The organism is Bacillus sp. S10(2024), assembly GCF_050473865.1.
Classification (GTDB): domain Bacteria; phylum Bacillota; class Bacilli; order Bacillales; family Bacillaceae_G; genus Bacillus_A.
The window spans coordinates 2155839-2177596 of the sequence record NZ_JBFLUR010000002.1; the positions used below are offsets into that span (position 1 = coordinate 2155839).

At 34.8% G+C, this 21758-nt stretch carries 23 protein-coding genes, 1 pseudogene and 1 riboswitch; of the genes and pseudogenes, 11 read left to right on the forward strand and 13 right to left on the reverse strand.

Annotated features, from left to right (window positions below; all coding sequences use genetic code 11):
- Positions 1–21 precede the first annotated feature (21 nt).
- A riboswitch (PreQ1 riboswitch) is annotated at positions 22–65 on the reverse strand.
- Positions 66–299: 234 nt separating this feature from the next.
- Entirely contained in the window at positions 300–1508 is a 1209-nt protein-coding gene (locus AB1280_RS11130; RefSeq protein ID WP_272189713.1) for an ATP-binding protein, read from the forward strand.
- Positions 1509–1518: 10 nt separating this feature from the next.
- On the opposite strand, the gene AB1280_RS11135 is transcribed toward AB1280_RS11130, so the two are convergent.
- The 4 genes from AB1280_RS11135 to AB1280_RS11150 form a co-directional block, all read right to left on the reverse strand.
- Positions 1519–1635 (reverse strand): DUF6254 family protein, encoded by a 117-nt coding sequence (locus AB1280_RS11135; protein WP_272189714.1) that lies wholly within the window; start codon positions 1633–1635, stop codon positions 1519–1521.
- A gap of 262 nt (positions 1636–1897) precedes the next feature.
- Positions 1898–2431 (reverse strand): DinB family protein, encoded by a 534-nt coding sequence (locus AB1280_RS11140; RefSeq protein WP_272189715.1) that lies wholly within the window; start codon positions 2429–2431, stop codon positions 1898–1900.
- A 142-nt stretch (positions 2432–2573) separates the two neighbouring features.
- Positions 2574–4268 (reverse strand): M3 family oligoendopeptidase, encoded by a 1695-nt coding sequence (locus tag AB1280_RS11145; RefSeq protein ID WP_272189717.1) that lies wholly within the window; start codon positions 4266–4268, stop codon positions 2574–2576.
- 333 nt (positions 4269–4601) lie between these two features.
- The gene (locus AB1280_RS11150) at positions 4602–5048 is read right to left on the reverse strand and encodes a MarR family winged helix-turn-helix transcriptional regulator (RefSeq protein WP_272189718.1); all 447 of its coding nucleotides are present in this window, start codon (positions 5046–5048) and stop codon (positions 4602–4604) included.
- Between the two features lie 163 nt (positions 5049–5211).
- On the opposite strand from AB1280_RS11150, the gene AB1280_RS11155 reads away from it, so the two are divergent.
- Positions 5212–6708: an ATP-binding protein gene (locus AB1280_RS11155; protein WP_272189719.1), complete on the forward strand. Its 1497-nt coding sequence runs from the start codon at positions 5212–5214 to the stop codon at positions 6706–6708.
- A 24-nt stretch (positions 6709–6732) separates the two neighbouring features.
- Here AB1280_RS11155 and AB1280_RS11160 read toward each other — a convergent pair whose 3' ends face one another.
- Entirely contained in the window at positions 6733–7002 is a 270-nt protein-coding gene (locus AB1280_RS11160) for an aspartyl-phosphate phosphatase Spo0E family protein (RefSeq protein ID WP_272189720.1), read from the reverse strand.
- Positions 7003–7423: 421 nt separating this feature from the next.
- Here AB1280_RS11160 and AB1280_RS11165 point away from each other — a divergent pair, with 421 nt between their 5' ends.
- Positions 7424–8197 carry a divergent polysaccharide deacetylase family protein gene (locus tag AB1280_RS11165; RefSeq protein WP_272189721.1) on the forward strand — a complete coding sequence of 258 codons (774 nt, stop codon included), beginning with the start codon at positions 7424–7426 and terminating at the stop codon, positions 8195–8197.
- Positions 8198–8223: 26 nt separating this feature from the next.
- On the opposite strand, the gene cbpA is transcribed toward AB1280_RS11165, so the two are convergent.
- Together cbpA and AB1280_RS11175 are read right to left on the reverse strand one after the other, a co-directional pair.
- Positions 8224–8850: a cyclic di-AMP binding protein CbpA gene (cbpA, locus tag AB1280_RS11170; RefSeq protein ID WP_272189722.1), complete on the reverse strand. Its 627-nt coding sequence runs from the start codon at positions 8848–8850 to the stop codon at positions 8224–8226.
- A 160-nt stretch (positions 8851–9010) separates the two neighbouring features.
- Complete coding sequence (locus tag AB1280_RS11175; RefSeq protein ID WP_272189723.1) at positions 9011–9640, reverse strand: class II aldolase/adducin family protein; 630 nt, start codon at positions 9638–9640, stop codon at positions 9011–9013.
- Positions 9641–10089: 449 nt separating this feature from the next.
- Between AB1280_RS11175 and AB1280_RS11180 the strand changes: the two genes are divergently transcribed.
- Entirely contained in the window at positions 10090–11856 is a 1767-nt protein-coding gene (locus tag AB1280_RS11180; RefSeq protein ID WP_272189724.1) for a B12-binding domain-containing radical SAM protein, read from the forward strand.
- A 156-nt stretch (positions 11857–12012) separates the two neighbouring features.
- On the opposite strand, the gene AB1280_RS11185 is transcribed toward AB1280_RS11180, so the two are convergent.
- Positions 12013–12165, reverse strand: coding sequence for a hypothetical protein (locus tag AB1280_RS11185; protein WP_035435455.1), 153 nt, complete (start codon positions 12163–12165; stop codon positions 12013–12015).
- 177 nt (positions 12166–12342) lie between these two features.
- Here AB1280_RS11185 and AB1280_RS11190 point away from each other — a divergent pair, with 177 nt between their 5' ends.
- Positions 12343–12678, forward strand: coding sequence for a DUF3905 domain-containing protein (locus AB1280_RS11190; protein WP_272189725.1), 336 nt, complete (start codon positions 12343–12345; stop codon positions 12676–12678).
- Positions 12679–12720: 42 nt separating this feature from the next.
- On the opposite strand, the pseudogene AB1280_RS11195 reads toward AB1280_RS11190, so the two are convergent.
- From AB1280_RS11195 to phaR, 5 genes and pseudogenes are all read right to left on the reverse strand, one after another.
- A pseudogene (locus AB1280_RS11195) lies at positions 12721–12954 on the reverse strand (potassium transporter TrkG); the annotation flags it as partial.
- 81 nt (positions 12955–13035) lie between these two features.
- Complete coding sequence (gene tnpB, locus AB1280_RS11200) at positions 13036–14160, reverse strand: IS200/IS605 family element RNA-guided endonuclease TnpB (protein ID WP_429755832.1); 1125 nt, start codon at positions 14158–14160, stop codon at positions 13036–13038.
- Between the two features lie 682 nt (positions 14161–14842).
- A complete protein-coding gene (gene phaC, locus AB1280_RS11205; protein ID WP_429755833.1) occupies positions 14843–15928 on the reverse strand; it encodes a class III poly(R)-hydroxyalkanoic acid synthase subunit PhaC in 1086 nt (361 codons plus the stop codon).
- A gap of 83 nt (positions 15929–16011) precedes the next feature.
- Positions 16012–16755, reverse strand: coding sequence for an acetoacetyl-CoA reductase (phbB, locus tag AB1280_RS11210; RefSeq protein WP_272187456.1), 744 nt, complete (start codon positions 16753–16755; stop codon positions 16012–16014).
- Between the two features lie 155 nt (positions 16756–16910).
- A complete protein-coding gene (gene phaR, locus AB1280_RS11215) occupies positions 16911–17378 on the reverse strand; it encodes a polyhydroxyalkanoic acid synthase subunit PhaR (RefSeq protein ID WP_429755834.1) in 468 nt (155 codons plus the stop codon).
- A 215-nt stretch (positions 17379–17593) separates the two neighbouring features.
- On the opposite strand from phaR, the gene phaQ reads away from it, so the two are divergent.
- The 6 genes from phaQ to AB1280_RS11245 all read left to right on the forward strand — a co-directional run bounded on the left by phaQ (position 17594) and on the right by AB1280_RS11245 (position 21745).
- Positions 17594–18043: a poly-beta-hydroxybutyrate-responsive repressor gene (phaQ, locus tag AB1280_RS11220; protein WP_272187454.1), complete on the forward strand. Its 450-nt coding sequence runs from the start codon at positions 17594–17596 to the stop codon at positions 18041–18043.
- Between the two features lie 43 nt (positions 18044–18086).
- On the forward strand, positions 18087–18623 hold the full coding sequence (gene phaP, locus AB1280_RS11225) for a polyhydroxyalkanoic acid inclusion protein PhaP (RefSeq protein WP_429755835.1): 537 nt from the start codon (positions 18087–18089) through the stop codon (positions 18621–18623).
- Positions 18624–18724: 101 nt separating this feature from the next.
- Positions 18725–19168: a MaoC family dehydratase gene (locus AB1280_RS11230; protein WP_272187481.1), complete on the forward strand. Its 444-nt coding sequence runs from the start codon at positions 18725–18727 to the stop codon at positions 19166–19168.
- Between the two features lie 135 nt (positions 19169–19303).
- Positions 19304–19489, forward strand: a complete 186-nt coding sequence (locus AB1280_RS11235; protein ID WP_090915256.1) for an alpha/beta-type small acid-soluble spore protein — start codon at positions 19304–19306, stop codon at positions 19487–19489.
- A gap of 386 nt (positions 19490–19875) precedes the next feature.
- Positions 19876–20682, forward strand: a complete 807-nt coding sequence (locus AB1280_RS11240; protein WP_429755836.1) for a TerC family protein — start codon at positions 19876–19878, stop codon at positions 20680–20682.
- Between the two features lie 214 nt (positions 20683–20896).
- Positions 20897–21745, forward strand: a complete 849-nt coding sequence (locus AB1280_RS11245) for a formate/nitrite transporter family protein (protein ID WP_272187451.1) — start codon at positions 20897–20899, stop codon at positions 21743–21745.
- Positions 21746–21758 lie beyond the last annotated feature (13 nt).

The window sequence follows — 21758 nt, forward strand, 5'->3', positions numbered from 1 at the left end:
AATATCAATAAGGACATTGTTCTCTGCTTAGTTTTTTATAGAGGGAGTTCGCGAACCTCTCCCATGCTATGCATGGATTGTCTTCTTTAACTTGCACCTTACATTGTAACATACCGAGTATACGAGTGGAAAACGTCTATTTTTTCTGTTTTTTCTAAAAATAATATTTCATTTTCTTCCATATTAATAGTATGATGATTTTATATACTAAACCTTTTATTTCTCGATACAAGGAGGTTTTAAAGCTGAAGCTTTTTATTATGTACCTCTTCATAAATATATTATTTATTTTAGTTACAATGTTGATTTATCATTTATTTTGGAGCGAAAAAGGAAATCACTCTCCAAAGCTCAATTCGTTTGTATTTATTCTTTCTTGCAGTATTACTACCATTGTCTGTATGTCGTTTTCTGCAAAAGCAGATTACGGTTTTCAATATGATTTCCGACATATCGTGCTCGTTGTCGGTACATTATCCGGAGGACCAGTCGCAGGTGGTGCCATTTTAATTGTTATGAACATTTATCGTTTTTTTATTGGGGGCAACGGATTCATACCTTCTCTTATTGCATCTTTTATTTTGTACACTTTTCTCATTACAACATATAACATGTACATAAAAGGGAAAATCAAAACAAAAATGTATTTAGCTTTTTTCTACAGTCTTATTTACGGCATTGGCTGGATTCCCTATTTTCTATCTATCGTTCCAAACTCGAAGGACTATACCCCTTATCTTGTTACATATGAGTTATGCACAATTGTAGGAACAATTTTAATTTTATACTTAATGGAAGTTTTACAGTCACAAGTCCGCCTTGCAAAAGAACTTGTGAACGCCGAAAAATTTCATCTCATCGGTGAAATGGCTGCTTCTATTTCACATGAAATTCGAAACCCACTTACATCAACAAGAGGATTTCTTCAATTGTTACAATCAAAAAGCTATTCAGAACAAGAAAAACTGTTATATTTAGACATCGCTATGCGCGGTATTGACCAAGCAAATCATGTATTAACAGACTACTTAACATTTGCAAAACCAAGTATTGAAAAAGTACAACTATTACAGTTAGAAGAAGAATTACTTCATGCAATTACGCTCATGACACCATTAGCAAACCTTTCTAACGTTCGTATCCATTATACAAAACAAAGTAAAACATTTTATATAATGGGAGAAAAACAAAAGCTCAATCAATGCCTTTTAAACATTATAAAAAACTGTATTGAAGCAATGCCAAACGGCGGTGACCTTACATTTACTGTAACACCTGCTAACAAACATATCCAATTACATATTCAAGATACCGGAATCGGCATGAGTACCGAACAAGTAAAACGTCTCGGTTCCCCTTTCTACTCTACAAAAGAAAAAGGAACAGGCCTTGGAATGATGGTTGTCTTTAGTATTATAAAAGCAATGAATGGCAAAATTGACATCACTAGTGAGAAAAATATTGGGACAACTTTTCTTCTTATATTTCCCTTAACAAAGAAAACGTGATGCAGGTGCATCACGTTTTCTTTGTTTCATCTACAAGTTCCGCAAAGGTCTTCACTTTCCCATGCGGCTCTTGATGTTCTTTTCGTGCTTTCCATTGCCTCTCTTGCTCTCGTTTTTTATTTCCCATTATTTCAACTCCTTTTCAGATGTCCTTATATATGTTCCAACATATGAAGTAGGAATATACATTTACTAAGCGGTGCAAAAACTACAAAAAATCCATAAGCTAGTAAATCAACTGATGGAAGTTTCACTTTATCCCGCATTAACTGGCAGTATGACCCTCACCAAAATTTAGAGAGCAACAAAGAAGATAGGTGAGGATAACTGCCCGTAAATGCCCGATTGGGCGGGCTTTCCATCAGGACACCACTGATGGAAGTTTCACTTTATCTTTGTAAAATAGAATGCTTTGCTTCTTTTAACTGTGTAAGATGACGCTGTTCATGTAAGTCTAAAAATTGCACCCATTGATATAAATTAAGCTCATCAAATACAGGATGTTTGAGCGATTTTTCGAATAGTTCTTTTTCATTTACAATGCTATGAAGAACATGTAACAGCTTTTCTCTTGAACTTTGCAGCAATTGCATCATTTGTGATTTTTTCATTAATGTTTCTGTTGGTTGCATTTGTTGAGGGGCTTCTCTCTTTCTTGTTCGATCGAGTGTAGCTTGAAGGTCTTTTGGCGGAACAACTTTTCTTTCAGTTTTATGAAGCGCATATACAATAGCAGATGTAACAGATTGTTCAACAAGATGCAGGTGATGTAACACTTGCATAATGCTCCATTTATCACGGCGTGGTTTCATATTAATTTCTGTATCAGTTAACATTTCAATTTCTGATAAAAGTTTCTGTCTCGTAGACGCCATTCCACGTAACAACGTTTCCATATTCATATTTGCATAAGATTGCATCATATTTCTCCCCCCTTATTTGGCTAAAAAGAGGCGCTTCTATTCAAGAAACACCCCTCCGTTTAATTATTCTAAATTTTCTTTTATTATCTCATTTTTCCCAATAATTGTCGATTGAAAATTCATAAAACTAAATGCATATTTTTTACAATTTTGTGTCATCCACTCCATTTAACCAACCATGAATCTCATCGATTACACCTTTCACACACCCATCAGCAAATGGAGATGTTAAATTGGCTGTTTCAACTAATTGTAAGAATGATTTACTACCGCCTTGACGGCAAAGATGAACATAATCTTCCCATGCCTCTTGACGATTCTCTCTAGAGCGTTTCCAAAATTGGAATGCACAAATTTGTGCTAACGTATAGTCAATGTAATAAAATGGTGAGTTATAAATATGTGCTTGACGTTGCCAAAAGCCACCGCGCTCTAAATAATCATTTTCTTCATAATCACGATGTGGTAAGTACTTTCTCTCAATATTACGCCACGCTTCTTTTCGCTCAGTTGGTGATGCTTCTGGATGTTCATATACAAAATGTTGGAATTCATCAACAGATACACCATATGGTAAAAACAGCAATGCCGAACTTAAATGTGAGAAATAATACTTCTCTACATCTTCTTCAAAGAATAATTTCATCCATGGCCATGTAAAAAACTCCATACTCATAGAATGGATTTCACACGCCTCATATGTCGGCCAGTTATACTCTGGAACTTCATAGTGGCGGCTTTCATATACTTGGAAAGCATGTCCTGCTTCATGCGTTAACACATCAATGTCACCAGACGTTCCGTTAAAGTTTGAGAAAATAAACGGTGCTTTATAATTTTCAATATATGTACAATAGCCTCCGCCAGCTTTTCCTTTTTTCGCAACAAGATCTAATAAATTATTTTCTAACATAAAATTAAAAAATGTATTTGTTTCTTCTGACAGTTCTTTATACATCGTTTTGCCATGATTCACAATCCAATCCGCATCACCTTTTGGCACTGCATTACCAGATGGATATTCAAAATTTTCATCATAATAAGCAAGCTTCTCTACTCCAATACGAGCCTGTTGCTTTTGTCTAAGCTCAGTTGCAACAGGAACAATATAATCAAGTACTTGTTTGCGGAAATTCGCAACCATCTCTGCATTGTAGTCTGTACGATACATTCTTGCATATCCAAGCTCAACAAAATTATTAAAACCAAGTTTCTTCGCAATTGTCGTTCTTACTTTAACAAGTTCATCATAAATGCGATCTAACTCTTCTTCATGCTCTGCTAAAAATCCATAATATGCTTCACTTGCGTGTTTACGCATATTACGATCTCTATTCTCCATAAATGGAACAAGTTGTGATAGTGTTCGTTCTTCACCTTCAAATAAAATTTTAGCTGCCGCTAATAACTGTGTGTACCCAGAAGACAACTTGTTTTCTAACTGCAAATCTGCAACTACTTCATCCGAGTATGTTTTCATTTCAGCCTCTGCGAGTGCAAATAACTGTATACCATAATATCCTTCTAATTGTTTTCGAAATGGCGATTGTGTTAATGCCTCGTAATATTTTGTCACATAGCCCTTCACAATTGGTGAATATTCATCAAAGAAATCTTGTTCTTCTTTATAAACTTCATCCGTTGTATCTACGCTATGACGAATATAACATATATTATACATCGTGCTAAAATCATTACGAATTTCATTAATCTGTGCAATTACTTCTATTTGTTCTTCCACTGTTTTAGCACTCTTAAACTGTTGTAAAGTCTCCGCAAATCTGTCTTTCACTTCATCCATATTTGGACGTTTGTATTCATAATTCTCAAATGACATAGAAATAGCCCCTTTCTTTTCTAAAAAACATCCTTTTACTATAATTCCATATATTTCGTAAATCTCCTTTATTCATCAGTAAAATTCACCCTCCTTATTCTTATAGGTACATTTACATCAGTACATACTAAATTCTCCCCTTATTCTCTCTACCTTTTAATGTATAGAAATCTATTTTGTTTTTTCGACACATAGATCGCTGCTATGCAGAATAAAGTGAAGCTTCTATCGGTGGAGGTTTTTATGTTGGTTTTTCAATTTGCATTTATATAGTTACCGCCTGCAGTCGCAGAAATAATAAAAAACTTTGAATACATTGTTCAAAGTTTTTTATTATTTCTCATATTTCCCTATCTTTTTTAACATCATTAAGAGTTGATCCTTTTCATCATTTGATAACATATGAAATGATTCATGTATGACTTTCTCATGGTTTGGAAAGATACTAGAAATTAATTGTATCCCTTGTTCTGTTAAATGAGCATAAATGACACGACGGTCATTATGGCTAGGTTTTCGCTCAACAAGTCCTTTTTTCTCTAATTTATCAACAACATATGTAATACTACCGCTTGCAATTAAAATTCTTTCTCCAATTTGTTGCAATGGTTGAGTTCCCTTATGGTATAACAGTTCTAATACGGCAAACTCGGTTGGGTTTAATCCATTACTTTGAATAGACTTATTGGCAGTATCCATAGCTGAGCGATGCACGCGGGATAAAGCAATAAATACTTTTAATGATTTAGAAACATCTTCCTCTTCATACTGAGATGTCATGACACTCCCCCCCTTTCCTAAACCTCTTTTCAAATAGAGATATTATATCCAATTTAAATATCATCGTCATATTTCAACATATTTCAACAAAAAACTACAAAAAACATTACACATTTCAGAATGTTTTTATATAATAAAAATAAAAACAGAAGGTGAAGCAATTTTGAATGTAAAACTGCGCAACACATATATATATATTTTGCTTGTTATATTTCCAACCCTTTGTATTAGCTCTATCTTGTTTTTGTACGAAAAATATACAATGGAAAAAGAAAATAAACAAGCTGCTCATACAGTCGAATTTTTATATAGAGACTACTTAGATCGTTATCTAGGGGAAGCCACATCTGCATTAGAAATGCTTGCGATGGTTATTAGTGCAAAAGCGCAAAATGATGCTGAAATACAACAAGTTCTCCATAGTACAGATGAAACCGATGAACGATTTGATGGTCTGTATTATGCAAATACAGATTTGAAAGTTACATTATCATCATCGGGATTAGAAAATCCGATCAATATCAATGATCGTTCTTATGCAAAAGAAGTTTTTAAAAATAAACAGACGACGGTTTCATCTGCGGTTACAGATCGTGCTTCTGGCCATAAAGTGATTGTGATTGCCACTCCTGTTTTCAATAAAAACAAAGATATTTCTGGACTGCTATTAGCAAGCCTACGATTTGACTATATTGCAACATCTTTAAATGCAATCAAACCAGAATATCACTTTGAAGTACTGGATAAGTATGGAATTACATTTTTACACGATAATAATCCGAAATTTGCCCCAACACACACACAACGAATGACTATTCCATTGACAAGATTACCGTGGAGCGTTGCTATTTATCCATTACCTATTGAAGAAACCATTTTATATCGTAACGTATTTACGGAAAGTTTAATAACATTATTTCTTATGACTACTTTATTTTTAGTTATAAAATACATTCTTCTAGAAAGACAAACAAAGTTAGAAAGAAAGCAAAATGAATTACAAAAATTAGAATTAGTTGGTTCCTTCGCTGCAAGTACAGCTCACGAGATCCGCAATCCTCTTACAGGTATTAAAGGACTCATTACTCTTTTAAAAGAAACACATTCAAATGAAAAGGACCAATTTTATTTTTCTGTTATTGAGAAGGAAATTGAAAGGATTAATGAGATTGTCGGTGAATTCCTTATTCTCGGGAAGCCAACAGCTATTATTGAAAAAACATACGATTTAAAAGACATTGTAAAAGAAGTTTCGTTAATTATTCAATCCGAGGCAAATTTACATAACGTTGAACTTTTCATACATATGCCTGAACATCCAATTCCGATTCGTTGTTCAAATGATCATATCAAACAGATTATTTTAAATATTACAAAAAATGCTTTTGAAGCAATGTCATTAGGTGATACATTGACGATTACAATTGATGCAAATGAAAATACAGCACAATTACAGATTAAAGACACCGGAAAAGGAATTCCAAAACACATTCAAAAACATATTTTCCATCCGTTTTTCACAAACAAAAATACAGGAACAGGACTAGGCCTTGTCGTATGCAAAAGAATCATTGAAATTTATAATGGTCAAATTACGATTGAAAGCACAGAAAATATAGGAACAACAGTATGCATTATACTCCCGCTTTATTCACAGTAATCATCCCTTTCCCTTATGGGATGATTACTTTATAAATGTTGTCCAAAACGCATTCGATTTCTCATTGTGTGTCATTTTGAAAAGTGATGTTTTTATCATAAAAAACCATTTTGATACCTTCTTCTCTTTATAACGCTGATATTTCACAATAAGCGTGTCCAATTCTTGACTTACTTGAATTGTCTCTAAGCTATTAAATCCACTGGTAAGTCCTAAATGAATCATTTCTTCGCGCTTCACATGAATATCATACAAAAGCTTGTCCATTGTAGATTTTCTTTTTACTACAAACATGCATATCCCCCTCGATATCCTTTCATAATCTGTATTTCATTCTTATTAACAATAAAATTCTCTGTTTCTCTCCTTATTCACTACAAACGTTCAGAAAATTAAACATTTTCTCCCTATAATTTACAAATCTTTATCCTCACCTTGAGAATTATTACAAATTATTCTATCTTTGTAAATACATTCGCAATAATAGACATTTTTTTTGTTTTATTTTAATGAAAACCCCTCTCAAACAGTGAACTCTCGCTTTTCACAATTTTAATTTCGACATTTTGTGCGTTTAAATTCATTCAAAACGTAAACGATAACAGTAAATTATCCTTTATACCGCACCAACAAGCTCAATTAGTTCAACTAATCACCAGGCAATGAAGGCCCACTTAGTATGGATGCTTTATATTGTAAGAAGGGAGAGTTTTACATGCGAAAATATATGATTATCTTTTTCCTTATCGCACTACTGCCAATCGTAACTTTTTCTGTACCAGCATACGCTCACACAAATAAAGTAGCGATTGTCATTGATGACTTCGGAAATAATATGAAAGGAACGGAAAAAATGTTATCACTGCCTATCCCGTTAACTGTTGCAGTTATGCCATTTCTTCCATCTACAAAACAAGATGCGACATCAGCTCATCAAAAAGGGCACGAGGTTATAATTCATATGCCAATGGAACCGGTAAAAGGGAAAAAAGAATGGCTCGGCCCAAAAGCAATTATAACCGATTTAAGTGATGCTGAAATTAGAAGTCGTGTCAAACAAGCGATTGAAGACGTTCCATTCGCAATTGGAATGAACAATCATATGGGTTCAAAAGCAACTGCTGATGAAAGAGTAATGCGCATTATACTTTCAGTTTGTAAAGAGCATGGTCTCTTTTATTTAGATAGTAAAACTAGCCCGCACAGCGTTGTAAAAAAAGTTGGCGAAGAGATTGGCGTTCCTATTGTCGAAAATAAACTATTTTTTGATGATCTATATACTTCAGCTCACGTAACAAAACAAGCAAATATTCTCTTACAAAAAGCAAGAACTGAACCTGTTATGGTAGCGATTGGTCACGTTGGGCCTCCAGGAGAGATTACATCTTCTGTCATTAAATCTTATATACCTAAAATTCAAGAAAAAGCTGATTTCATCTTCTTATCTGACCTTGTATCCCCAGTCCCACCTGTTTCTTCACAAAAATAGAGAGAGGCTTCTGCCTCTCTCTATTTCTAAATACGATCTACATGACTAACGCGAAAACCCTTTCTCTCTAATTTCTCTATTAATACTTCTAACTCTTGTTGATTCAAATCATCTGTTAAATTAACAATAACACGTCTAATATATTGATCACCGTTATCTAACGTAAATAACCCACCGATATTATACATCTTTAACAATCTACCAAGTTCTTTAATGATTCCTTTCGACTCATGTGTCGCTAATGTTATTATATATCCACCTGTATTCATTCCAAATGAATCTTCAATCACATCAAAAATATTAGAATGCGTTAAAATGCCTATAAATTCATGATAATCATTTAATACAGTTAAAAATGGCAATTTCCGAATCGTATAAAAAGCTCTAAAGAAAGAATCACGTTCAAAAATAAAAGCTTGCTCATCTTTCATTAGCTCAGAGACACTTTCTTTCTTTTCTTTTTGCTCCTTACATTTATTCTCTAACACATCTACTTTATAAATAATACCTTTAAATGTCTTACCGTCCTCTGTTAAAACAGGAATCGCTCTATACCCACTACGTTCCATTATCTCTAAAGCTCGCTCTGCCTCTTCATTTTCGAAGCAAGTTACAACTTGTTGCTTCAGAAGAAAATGATATTTAACTCGCAAAATACGTTCCTCCCCACATGACGACATGTAATCTATATATAATAAGGAGAGCCGTATTTTATGAGTAAAACTTTATAAGTAGAACGCTTTCATTTTTTAGCATTACTTCCTTACTAATTTCAATTCTCTTTAGGTACTTCTACCTAAAGAGGACTTTCGATTAAATTACTGTACTTTTCGTTCCTTTAATCATCAACAATTTTACGTGGTAATTCATCAAGTACTCTAATCCCTCTAACCATTTTTTCGTTTCTTCTGGCGTCGTTCCCCAAACAATCAATCCGTAATTGTGAACAAGAACTGCTCCGCCTCCTTTCGTAAAGCAAGGCACACTCTCTTCTAACAAATTCGCAAATTTGCTTTCATCTGCTACGATTGGAATTGTAATACTTGTAATCCCCTCGTTTCCAAAGACACGTTCTACATTTCTCTGTTCAAACGTTACTTCTCCTGACTTTTCATATAACTCCGACATTAAGTGACTATCAACTGTTTGTACTTGTAAAATGCATTCCGCCTGACTTTTTTTATAAATATCTGCGTGCATAAATGACTCAGAAGCCGGTTTCTCATCAATTGCAAATACCGGTTCACATGTACTGTTAACTACAATAAAATCGTCTTCCACAAATAGTCCTTTATCTTTTCCTTCTATATTAACTAAAAACGTAAGCGGATCTTTTGACGTACGCATCGATAAACTAATTTTTGTCCCATAAAACCAGTCACGAAGAGCCAATTCCATCTTAATATCCCGTAATTCCTTCCATTTTTTTAAAAACAATAACACATTGTCACCCCCGTATTGTTATCTTCTATTTCTATGTAAAAGCAATATTTTTTGATAATTCTAAAAATTTAATTGAATTATCACATGAGAAAACCTTTTTGTCAATATGCTTTTGCCATGTTCCCTAAACTTTATCCAAATAAAAGGAGCCCTATTATAGAGCTCTTTTATTCATCAAAATTTGCAGCATAGCATTCTTCTCTTGTTCATTAATAATCCGTAACTTTTGTAATATATATGCATATAAAATTATCCTCTCATGCATTCTTTTCTTCACCTCTGTCCCTTCTTTCCTTTAACCAACTTTTTTTCTATTGGTAAATTATATGAGCAATAAGAGAAAAAGTGTCCTGTTTTGTGAAAATTCAACTTCTAATGAATGTTGTTTTTTTCCATATATATGCCTATACTAAACAATGTAATTTTAAATTAAAGTTGAGGGTTAAGAGATGAACATTATTATTAGTACATTAAACGCAAAGTACATTCATACAAATCTAGCAATTCGTTATATTAAAGCATATGCCCAGCCAGAGTTTGATCTAGAGATGGCTGAATATACAATTAACGATCCTGCCATGAATATTGTTACAGATTTACATAGGCGCAAACCTGATGTAATAGGCTTTAGCTGTTATATTTGGAACATCGAAGAAACAATTGAAGTCATTCAAATGCTAAAAAAAATCAATCCAAATTTGATTATTTTTGTTGGTGGTCCAGAAGTTACATACGATGTGCCACATTGGTTAAAACGTGTTCCTGAAATTGATTTTATTATTGTCGGTGAAGGAGAACTTGCTGTAAAAAATCTTCTATTTGAAATACAAGGCACACAACAATTTGAAAACCTTGACGGTATTGGATTCAGAAAAGATGATGGCACCTATGTAATTAAACCACAACGTGAGAAACTAAATTTAAAAGAATTGCCATCTCCATATCGTTTCCCGGAAGATATTCCACATTTAAGTAAACGCATTACCTATATTGAAACGAGCCGTGGTTGTCCGTTTAGCTGTCAATTTTGTTTATCTTCTATTGAAGTCGGCGTCCGTTACTTCGATCGTGAACGTATTAAAGAAGACATTCGCTATTTAATGCAAAATGGTGCACGTATTATTAAATTTGTCGATCGTACTTTTAATATTAGCCGTAGCTACGCAATGGAAATGTTTCAATTTTTAATTGATGAACACGTAGATGGAACTGTATTTCAATTTGAAATTACAGCCGATATTATGAGGCCTGAGGTCATTGAATTTTTAAATACACATGCTCCTCCAGGTTTGTTCCGCTTTGAGATCGGTGTACAATCTACAAATGATCAAACAAACGACCTTGTAAAACGACGTCAAAACTTCGAAAAATTGACAAGAACAGTTACAATGGTTCGCGATGGTCAGAAAATCGATCAACATTTAGACTTAATTGCCGGACTTCCTGAAGAAGACTATCAATCCTTCCGAAAAACATTTAATGATGTTTTTGCATTAAGACCAGAAGAATTACAACTTGGCTTTTTAAAATTGCTGCGTGGTACAGGGCTTCGACTTCGAGCAAATGATCATCAATATATATACATGGAGAATGCACCATATGAAATGCTTGGAAATAATGTACTATCATTTGATGATATTATTCGAATTAAACAAGTTGAAGATGTATTAGAAAAATATTGGAACGCTCATCGTACGGACAACACTGTGTCATATGTTGTATCCCATGCATTTGATACACCTTTTGACTTCTTTCAAGAATTTGGCTCTTATTGGGATACACAAGGATGGATACGAATTGGACACCAACTAGAAGATTTATTCCAACGCCTGTATCAGTTTTTACAATCGAGAAAAACTGCAAAACTCCATATCATTAAAGGGTTAATGACAATTGATTATTTACAAAATCATAAATATCGCCCACGTAAATCATGGACAACAGAGCAAAGGAAGAAAGAAGAGGTAAATGCCTACTATAAAGGAATTCTAGACCATCCAAACATTCTAGGAGATAAATTTGCTGCTCTTCAATTGACAGAAAAAGACTTGTATAAACACACGATTGTAGAGCATATACCATTTGATTACCACCATTACATGAAGCATGGTGAAATGATTTCAAATCCTTCTTTCCTTGTTGCCTACTATAATCCAAAAACGAAAACATGTGAATTATACGCAGCTAAGGTCAGCGAATTATCAACATTAATATAAGTATAAAAAACGATAAAGTGAAACTTCCATCAGTGGGGGTTTTCTTCATCCCCCACCTATCTTCTTCGCTTTTCTCTGAATCTTGAGGTGGGGGTCTTACTGCCCGTTAATGCGGGATAAACTGGCAGAAAAAATGAGACGTTTATAAAAAACGCCTCATTTTTTCTTTCCTTTTTTCGAGTTGCGATTTGCATATTTTGCAACATTTTCATTTTCGTACTCGACTGCAAATTCCGCATCCGGCAAGCTTTCTTTTGGAGTTTGATTATTCTTTGCAGCTGCGTTACGACTCACCTTTCGTTTTACCATACGAAACACCCCTTGATTCTTTATATAAAATTAATGCTTGTAGTACTAATATGGACATTGAAACTCTCCCCTATAGATGGTAACTGTTAACAAGTCGTGAATACACAATGTGAGGAAATGCTATAAAACAGGAAGGTCTATACACCTTTCCACTTTAATAAACAAGGAGCGATGAATGTGAAAAAAAAGCAACCTATCGACTCTCCGATTCTTGATGAAACCATTCCACATCAAATGAATTTCCCTTCTTTTAAAGGAACTGGCATCACAATGCAACAGCCATTCATTAATGAATATGACGTAATTATTGGCGATAGCCAATATAATTCAGAAAATAGCCCCCTAAATCATTGGAGCGATGATATCGATCCTGCTATTATGGCCGGAGACCAATGGGTACATCCAACGAATGATATCGGTTGGGTTGCTGAAGAAAACCAAGAATTACTATCCAAAAATAACAATGATGCAGAAGATATTTTTATGCATCCACAGTTTGGTATTAATGATTAATGCAGAAAAGCGATTCTATTTTATAAAATAGAATCGCTTTTCTTATCCAATAATAATTCGCTCTTTCGGATATTTATATCGAGGCGGTCTCTCTCTTCCCCCAATCACCAATATGAACGTAAAAATACCAATCCGTCCGATAAACATAAGCACAACTAATACTAACTTTCCAATTGTTGTAAGTTCTGGTGTAATTCCCGTCGATAATCCAGTCGTTCCAAATGCTGAACACACTTCTAAAACAAGGTTCATTAATGGAAATGGTTCCGTTATACTTGAACTACCCGCCACTTAACGTCCTTACGGACTGTTTGAAGTGGGGGATTCCTACGAACACCAAAGTATCCTTTGATTATCTTAGTAGGCTAACCCCGTAGTTCCTACGGTTAGAAGTCTTACGGCTTCGTTTTTAAGGTTTTGTCCTGCGTTAATATCTCTGTCATGATGCGTGCCACAAGAAGGGCAAGCCCATTCACGAAGATTTAGATTCTTAACGTCTTTGTTTTGGTAACCACAACAAGAACAAAGCTGACTGGAAGCGAATGTTTTAGACACAACAATGACTTGTTTGCCGTACCATTTTGCTTTGTATTCGAGCATAGTTCTAAATTGCGACCAAGATACTTCACTTATTGCTTTCGCTAATTTATGATTTTTTAGCATATTTGACACTTGCAAATCTTCAATACCAATGATGTCGTGGTTTTTGACAATTTCGGTAGAGATTTTTTGCAAGTAGTCTGTTCTTGCGTTGGTGATTCGTTCGTGAATACGAGCAACTTTGACACGCTGTTTATTCCAATTTGAAGAGCCTTTTACACGCTTAGAAAGTATCCGCTGTGCATCTGCCAACTTCTTTTCCAATGTACGAAACCATTTAGGATTTCCAAATACTTCACCAGTCGAAAGAATAGCAAAGTCTTTTAATCCAACATCAACACCAACAGACGAACCTGTTTTTTCTAATCGTTGCACTTCTGTTTCAACAAGAATTGAAACAAAGTATTTCCCGCTTGGATTACGTCGAACGGTAGCGTTTAAAATACGCCCTTCTACTTCTCTTGATTTTGCGAAACGAACAAAGCCAAGTTTCGGTAATTTTATTTTATTTCCTGCAATCGCAATATTTCCGTTTGTTTGTTTTGTTGTATAGGATTGGATCTTATTCTTTTTAGACTTAAAGCGAGGTGCATCCGTTTGTTTTTTGAAAAAACGAGTGAACGCATCCGCAAGATTTTTGAGTACGGATTGCAGAGAAATACTGTCTACTTCTTTTAGCCATATGAATTCCTTTTTCAACTGTGTTAATTCTGCTGAACAAGAATGATATGTCAATCCTTTTCCTGTTTCCTTGTATGTGTGATTCCAACGTGCCAAAAAGCGATTGAATACGAAGCGAGAACAGCCAATCGTCTTAGCGATTACAATTTCTTGTTTTTTGTTTGGGTATATACGGAATTTATATGCTTTATTAACAATCATGACTTTCACCTCCTTATGTATATAATTTTAGAGGTGAAGACATAGAAAAACAAACAGTAGTATTACGATTTCCTAACATTCTTTTAGAATTACAAGTAGCACTCAAACAGTCGGACAATCGAGATGGTAAATACCATCCCTTGTCCGAAGGCGATTCATCCCCCACCTACTCATTGGGCTACGCCCTTTACATTCCTTGAGGTGGGAGTATTCTCCCCTATTTTAGATAAATGTCCACTTCACTCCTGGTTTTATAACAAATGGCATGCTTAATAATATAACAGACGCAATCACAGCAATACTATAAAATACAGCGATGAGCTGTACAGGACTTAAACGTTGTAATCATTTTCTAATAGCTTTCATTCCATCACTTCTTTAACTTTTTTTACGGTGAAATACTTTAAAATCCGAACTACTACCAATAATGAGTACATCACATATCATAGCATTTTCCAATATTTCATAACAAGATATAGGCTTTCCTTTCGTTGAAATCGTAGAATCCTTACTGTTTGAATAATAAGCGGTGACTACGCAGACATGGCTCACACATACTTAAGTAAGTAAATGTAGCACCGGCTTAATGTAAAAGCAGTAAGTCCTACTATTCCTCTTTCCCACAAAAAAATCCAGCTAGTTTTCACTAACTGGATTACTTCCCATCTCTCCATATCATTCCCTAGTTTGAACGTTCTTCAAGCCAATTGCCCACTGTCGGATATGTTTGTTTTACCGCTGCTTTGCCATATACAATTGACATATGCCCCGTTGGAATACAGACATACTGCTTATCAACGCTAGAAATATGATCTAACAAAGCTTCCACTTGACATGGAAGTGCAATATGATCGCGTTTCGCAGAAATATTTAATACATTTGCCTTAATATTTTCCAACTTCACCTGTTGGCCGCGAATCACAAGCTCACCTTTCACTAACTTATTTTTTTGATAAAATTCTCGAATCCATTGACGATACGCTTCTCCCGGAAACGGAATCCCGTCTGCAACCCATTTTTGAACTAATCTCCAACTTTCTACAAACTGCTCATTTTCTGAACGATCAAGAAGTGCTACATAAGGACCGACAAAATTTGAAATTGGCTTTAACATTTTATTTCCAAAATCAATCATTTCCGGAGGGATATTTCCAAATGTGTCCACCGCTTTATCTAAGTTAAAATATTTTTCATCTAATAGCGGTCCATATAATCCTGTATCAGAGAAGTCAAATGGGCTCGTCATAAAAATTAAATTACGAATTGGCATATGTGGGTGAAGTGCAGCGTAAATAGAAGTTAATGTTCCGCCCATGCAATAACCAAGCAAAGAAATTTCTTCTGCATTTGCTGTACGCAGTACCTTTTTCACAGCCTTTGCAATGTAATCGAGAATAAAATCATCAAATTTCAAATGACTATCTTCTAAACCAAATGTTCCCCAGTCTAGCATATACACATCAAAACCACGGTCCACTAAATATTCCACTAAGCTATTCCCTGGCGTTAAATCCATAATATAAGGCTTATTAATAAGAGCATAAATTAACAAAATAGGAACAGAATGCGTCTTTTCTTTCTTCGGAATGTAACGATATAACTTCGTCTTATTTTTCGTCCAAATCACTTCTTTCGGCGTTAAGCCTACTTGTGGCTCTGGCTCACGAAGTAACACTTCACTTGCTCTTCTAAAGCGGCGATATGCTTTTCGATATTCCTCTGGATACATCTCTAATTGCTTTTCCCATTCTGCTCTCAATGTTGTCATGTTCACAACTCCTTTATTTTTTATTTCTTTTAGAAAGAAAGAAGTGCATACCTATCATAGACATGCACTTCTTTGTTGTTAGATTACATATATAAACCGCCATTAATATTTAATTGCTGACCTGTAATGTACGCACCATCTCGGCAAAGGTATACAACACCTTTTGCGATCTCATCAGCTTGACCGAAACGTTTCTTTGGAATTTTCGCTACAATTTGCTCACGAACGTTTTCTGGAACTTCCGCTACCATCTCTGTATCAATAAAACCAGGGCAAATCGCATTTACTGTTACATTTGTTCTTGCAAGTTCTAATGCTAATGATTTTGTAAATCCAATCATGCCAGCTTTTGCAGCTGAATAGTTCGTCTGTCCAAATCCACCAGCCTGGCCAATAATAGAAGAGATACTAATAATTCGTCCTTCTTCAGCTTCCGTTATGTATGGAAGTACAGCACTTGTTGTATTAAATACACTGCTTAAGTTCACATCGATAACGCGATCCCAATCTTCACGATTTAACTTTTTAAATGTACGATCTCTCGTAATTCCAGCATTATTAACTAAAATGTCTACTTTCCCAAATTGCTGTACTGTTTCTTCTACAAGACGCTTTGCATCTTCTAACTTAGAAACGTCTGCTTGACAAGCATACACATCATGTCCTTCTTTTGCGAGCTCATTCACAAGGTTCTCCGCAGCATCTTTACTGCTATTGTAGTTAATTACTACCTTTGCACCTTCTGCTGCTAATGCCACTGTAATTGCTTTTCCAATCCCTTTTGCTCCACCCGTTACAATTGCTACTTTTCCATGTAATTGAGCCATTTTTTGCTCCCCCTTTGTTTTAATTTGCGGCTACATGATGGATGGATTTCGCTTAGATGTACACCGCACAATGCATGTATACATTTATAAATAATATATCGTCCTAGAAAGAGATTCTCCCTTCTGCTTTCTGAACGAATATATATTTAACGAAATTATTTTTTTGGGTCTGGTTTTGCTTGTACTGCTGGCACTTGTAATTTTTCTAATATTCCATTCTGTCCTTCTAATAGCTCTAAAATTTTATCTAATTTATTTTCTAACGTCCGAATATCTTGTTTCACCTTTGTTACATCACGTTTTATTGTAGGTGATTGTCCGAGGGATTCTGTATTCTCCTCCAAAAACTCTTCAATATTGTCAACTTTGTTTTCTAAATTAATAACAAGAGAGGCAACTCGTGCAATATCTTCTTGAGTTGGGATATTCACTTTCTCTAAATACCCTTTCGTTGCATCGTTCATCATCTTTTGATAAAACAAGTTCAAATCTAAAACGCTTCCCATCCATGCAGAGTACTCTTCTGTCTTGACTGTTTCACCCAGCGTTTTTCCCCAAAACTTTTCTGTCTGTTCGTAAACTTCCTTCCAAGCTTGTAGTGGATCGAGTTTTTGTTCAATCAATTCTCCTACACTCCTTCATTTTGTTATCAAAATAAATACAAACAATTGAAATAATTCAATCTATTCATTATTTTCTAATATTCTGACTAAAAGTTCAAGGGTGTATTTATTTTTTCTATTTTCAAAAAAGCAATTGACAAAAAATACAGATAAGTGTAAATTGCACATATAAGAAAAAAATTCCAATTAACTGATTCATGAGGTGATGCACAATCATGCTACAAAATGAACCAGAAAAAAAAGAAAGTTTGGAAACGTCCCAAACGAAACAACCAAACTCCATGCCAAAAAACTTCTTAGTACCATTCCTACTTCTCTGTCTTAAAGACTGGAGTCTTCACGGTTACAAACTCATTCAAATGCTAATGGATATTGGCTTTTCTTCTATTGATCAAGGTAATGTATATAGGACTTTGCGAAAGTTAGAAAAAGAAAACCTCATATCTTCCACTTGGGATACAAGTGAAGGAGGTCCAGCAAAACGAATTTATTCTTTAACGGAATATGGAGAGGAATATTTAACTTCATGCGCTACGTCATTTGAACAATACCAAAAGATGCTTCGTACATTTTTTAACCTATACACAAATGCATTCTTTCCATTTTCCACGGTTTCAGTAAAGGATGAAAAGTCTTCATCATCTTCTGGTGATACAGCAGATTAATCTGCGTTCACAATATGTAAAAATTTTATTTGGAGGTCAAGTCATGGAAACGAAACCACACGAACTTGTTGATGCATTCTGGAAAAATTGGTCACACTCTCTTTCCCTTTTCTCATCAGCGGGAAAACAAATGGAACAACTAACATTAGAAACATTGAAACATCAGCAGGAAGCTTTGCATAAATTAACAGAAAGTACAAAAGAAATCGAGAAAGAAATCGAGAAAGAAATCCAGCAATTTTCAGCACAAGCAAACGCACAATATAATGAATATGTAAAACAACTTTCTGGAAATTCCTTCAATGAACAAATGGATGGATGGCAAGAAAAATGGAATGAACTTTCCAATCATATGCAGCAGCTCACTGTGTCTCCAACAAAAACATCTCTATCTTTACTTTCACAAACAAGCGAACAATTCGAAGAAGCAGTGAAACAACTAATTAGCCAACAACAACAACAACGTGAAGAGGTTCAAAAACAAATGGAAAGTTTTTTAGAAGAATTCAAATCCATGCAACTAGACCTCGTAAAAAAGTTCGAGGAGAACTCAAAAAATCTATTTACTTCCATGAAATAAGAAAGATGTGGCAACTGACTGCAAAAAATACTCTTTCCTTTCTTTCTCCCTTTGCATCTGGATGGCTCACATTTTTCAACATGGAAAAGAAGGAGGAAGAAATGAATCCTTTTCGAGAAGCAGAATCTGTTCATGAGCTTTATTATGATGACATTCACATAGGGGATCAAGCTTCTTTAACAAAAACGATTGCAAACGAGGATATTATTACGTTTGCAAAACTTACAGGCGATGTAAATCCAATTCATCTACTTGATTCTTTTGCCAAAACAACGATGTTTAAAGAACGCATTGCTCATGGTATGCTCGTCTCTAGTTTTATTTCAACAATACTTGGTACAAAGCTTCCTGGAAAAAATACCATTTATTTATCACAAAATATCGCATTCCGTGCCCCCGTAAAGATCGGAGACACACTGCGTGTTGTCGCTGAAGTCATTGAAAAACGCGATGATAAAAGAATTATTACATTACAAACAAACATATATAATCAATACAATAAAGTTGTTGTAGAAGGTACAGCAACCGTTATGAAAAAAGAGTAGTGCTGCTACTCTTTTTTCATTTCATCCAAGAACTGTTAGTCTCTCCGATTACTTCCGCGTATGACTACTAATTAAACACATACAATAACATCATCAGCTGTTATAAGCTGAAAATGAAAAAAGGGGTATTATACTATGGCGAAAACAAATAAACTACTTGTTCCTGGTGCTGAACAAGCACTAGAGCAATTTAAGTATGAAATTGCACAAGAATTTGGCGTAAATTTAGGATCTAACACAGCTGCTCGTTCAAATGGATCTGTCGGCGGTGAAGTAACAAAACGTCTTGTTTCCCTTGCACAGCAACAATTACGTGGATAATAAATAAAATAAAAAATGGATTTGAGGCAGATATTCTCTGCCTCTTTACTACATATGAAATATTCACGCGAAAGTCTTTTAACAGGTTGACAGACCTTACTATTACTTATATAATTTACGTAATAGCATATTTCCGAAGGGGAGTAGCGTCAGAGAAAATATTCTCTGAAACAAAGTCGTCATTACGTGGAATCATATTCCTCCGGCTTTGTTGGCATATTTTATTACATATGTCTAGCAAGACCTTTGCCTATTAACGGCAGAGGTCTTTTTTGCATTCATTTCTAAATTCCTCCGCCGTTGATAGAGCTTATTTTGAGGAAAGCTAAACAATGGGGAATTTTCTTCTTTTTGTTTAGCGCTATACAAACGAGAGGAGAATGTAAATGGAACTATCTTTATTAGTGCAGTATGGTTGGGTATTACTTATTTTAGTCGCTTTGGAAGGGATTTTAGCAGCTGATAATGCACTTGTCCTTGCAATTATGGTAAAACACTTACCGGAAGAAAAACGTAAAAAGGCTTTATTCTACGGACTTGCAGGAGCATTTGTATTCCGCTTTGGATCATTGTTTATGATTTCATTTCTTGTCGATGTATGGCAAGTGCAAGCAATCGGTGCCGTTTATTTAATATTTATCGCTGTTAACCATCTTGTAAAAACGTATGTAAAAAAGAATGCAGCTCATCAAAAAACAGAGAAAAAAGAAACAAAGAAAAAACAAGAAAACTTTTGGTGGACTGTATTCAAAGTAGAAGTTGCTGATATTGCGTTTGCTGTTGACTCTATTTTAGCAGCTGTTGCATTAGCAATGACATTACCGAAAACAAACCTTGGTACAATTGGCGAGCTTGACATCGGACAGTTTGCTGTTATTTTCGCAGGCGGTATGATTGGATTAATTATTATGCGCTTTGCCGCATCCGCTTTCGTAAACTTACTGCAACGTAAACCTGGATTGGAAACTGCTGCATTCATGATTGTAGGCTGGGTTGGTGTGAAATTAGCAGTTTATACGTTAGCTCACCCTGCATTAGGCGTTATTCCACATGGATTCCCAGAATCAACTACTTGGAAAATTATATTTTGGGTTGTATTGCTTGCAATTGGTGCAGGTGGTTGGTTCTTATCAAAAGAAACAACTCCAAATGTACAACAAAATTCGAAACAATATAACGAAAAAGCGCTGTAACTTCAGCGCTTTTTCTTTTTTCTTCAAATAGAGGTGGGGTTTCTCAATTATAGAAAATGTATTATATTATACAACATTTTGTTAGCGCTTTCATTAAAAAAGGTGTCCTTTTTGTGAAATATTGAACAAACTTATTGAAAGTGAGCGCAAATACGTGTACTTTAATCATATAAAGAATATTAATAATCGATGTATTGAAGGAGCGTAATGTTTTATGCTAGAACAAGGAGTAGATTACGTTATACAACTTGCAAAGAAAAAGACAAAAATGCTAAATAACAATCCAATGGAATACTTTCTTCGAGCAGCGCTAGCTGGTATCTATATCGGCTTTGTTATTATAGTATGTTTTAAGTTAGGGAATTTTTTTCATGATGCACATTCACCTGCAACATATTTAGCATCTTCTTCATTTTTTGGAGTTGCACTTATTTTAATCATATATGGGGGAGCTGAATTATTTACAGGAAATACAATGTATTTCACCATTTCAACTTTACGAAAAGAAACAACAATTGGTGATACACTTCGCAACTGGGGAGCTTGTTATGTAGGTAACTTAGTAGGGGCAGTATTTTTCGCAGCACTCTTTTATGCAACTGGTATTTTTGAAACGATAAGTCACAATCACTTATTAAATGAAGTTGTCGCAGGAAAAATGGGCGCATCAACCATGCACTTATTTTTCAAAGCTATTTTATGTAACTGGCTCGTTTGTCTTGCCTGTTTCCTTCCTTCTCAAGTAAAAGGAGATACAGCTAAAATACTTGTAATGATGTTTCTTGTATTTGCTTTCTTCTTATCAGGATATGAACACAGCATCGCAAATCTGTCACTATTCTCTATTGCTTTACTTGTTCCACATCCTGATACAATTTCTTTTGCGAATGCAATTCATAACTTAATTCCAGTTACAATCGGTAACATAATTGGTGGATCTGTATTTGTTGGTATGGTGTATCATTATTTGACTAAAACAAAAAGTGAAACAGAATCTGTAAAACCAGAAATCGATTCCGCACAAACTGAAGAAGTTATTCCATTACCAGCACATGTAAAATAAAAAATGCGTCGAA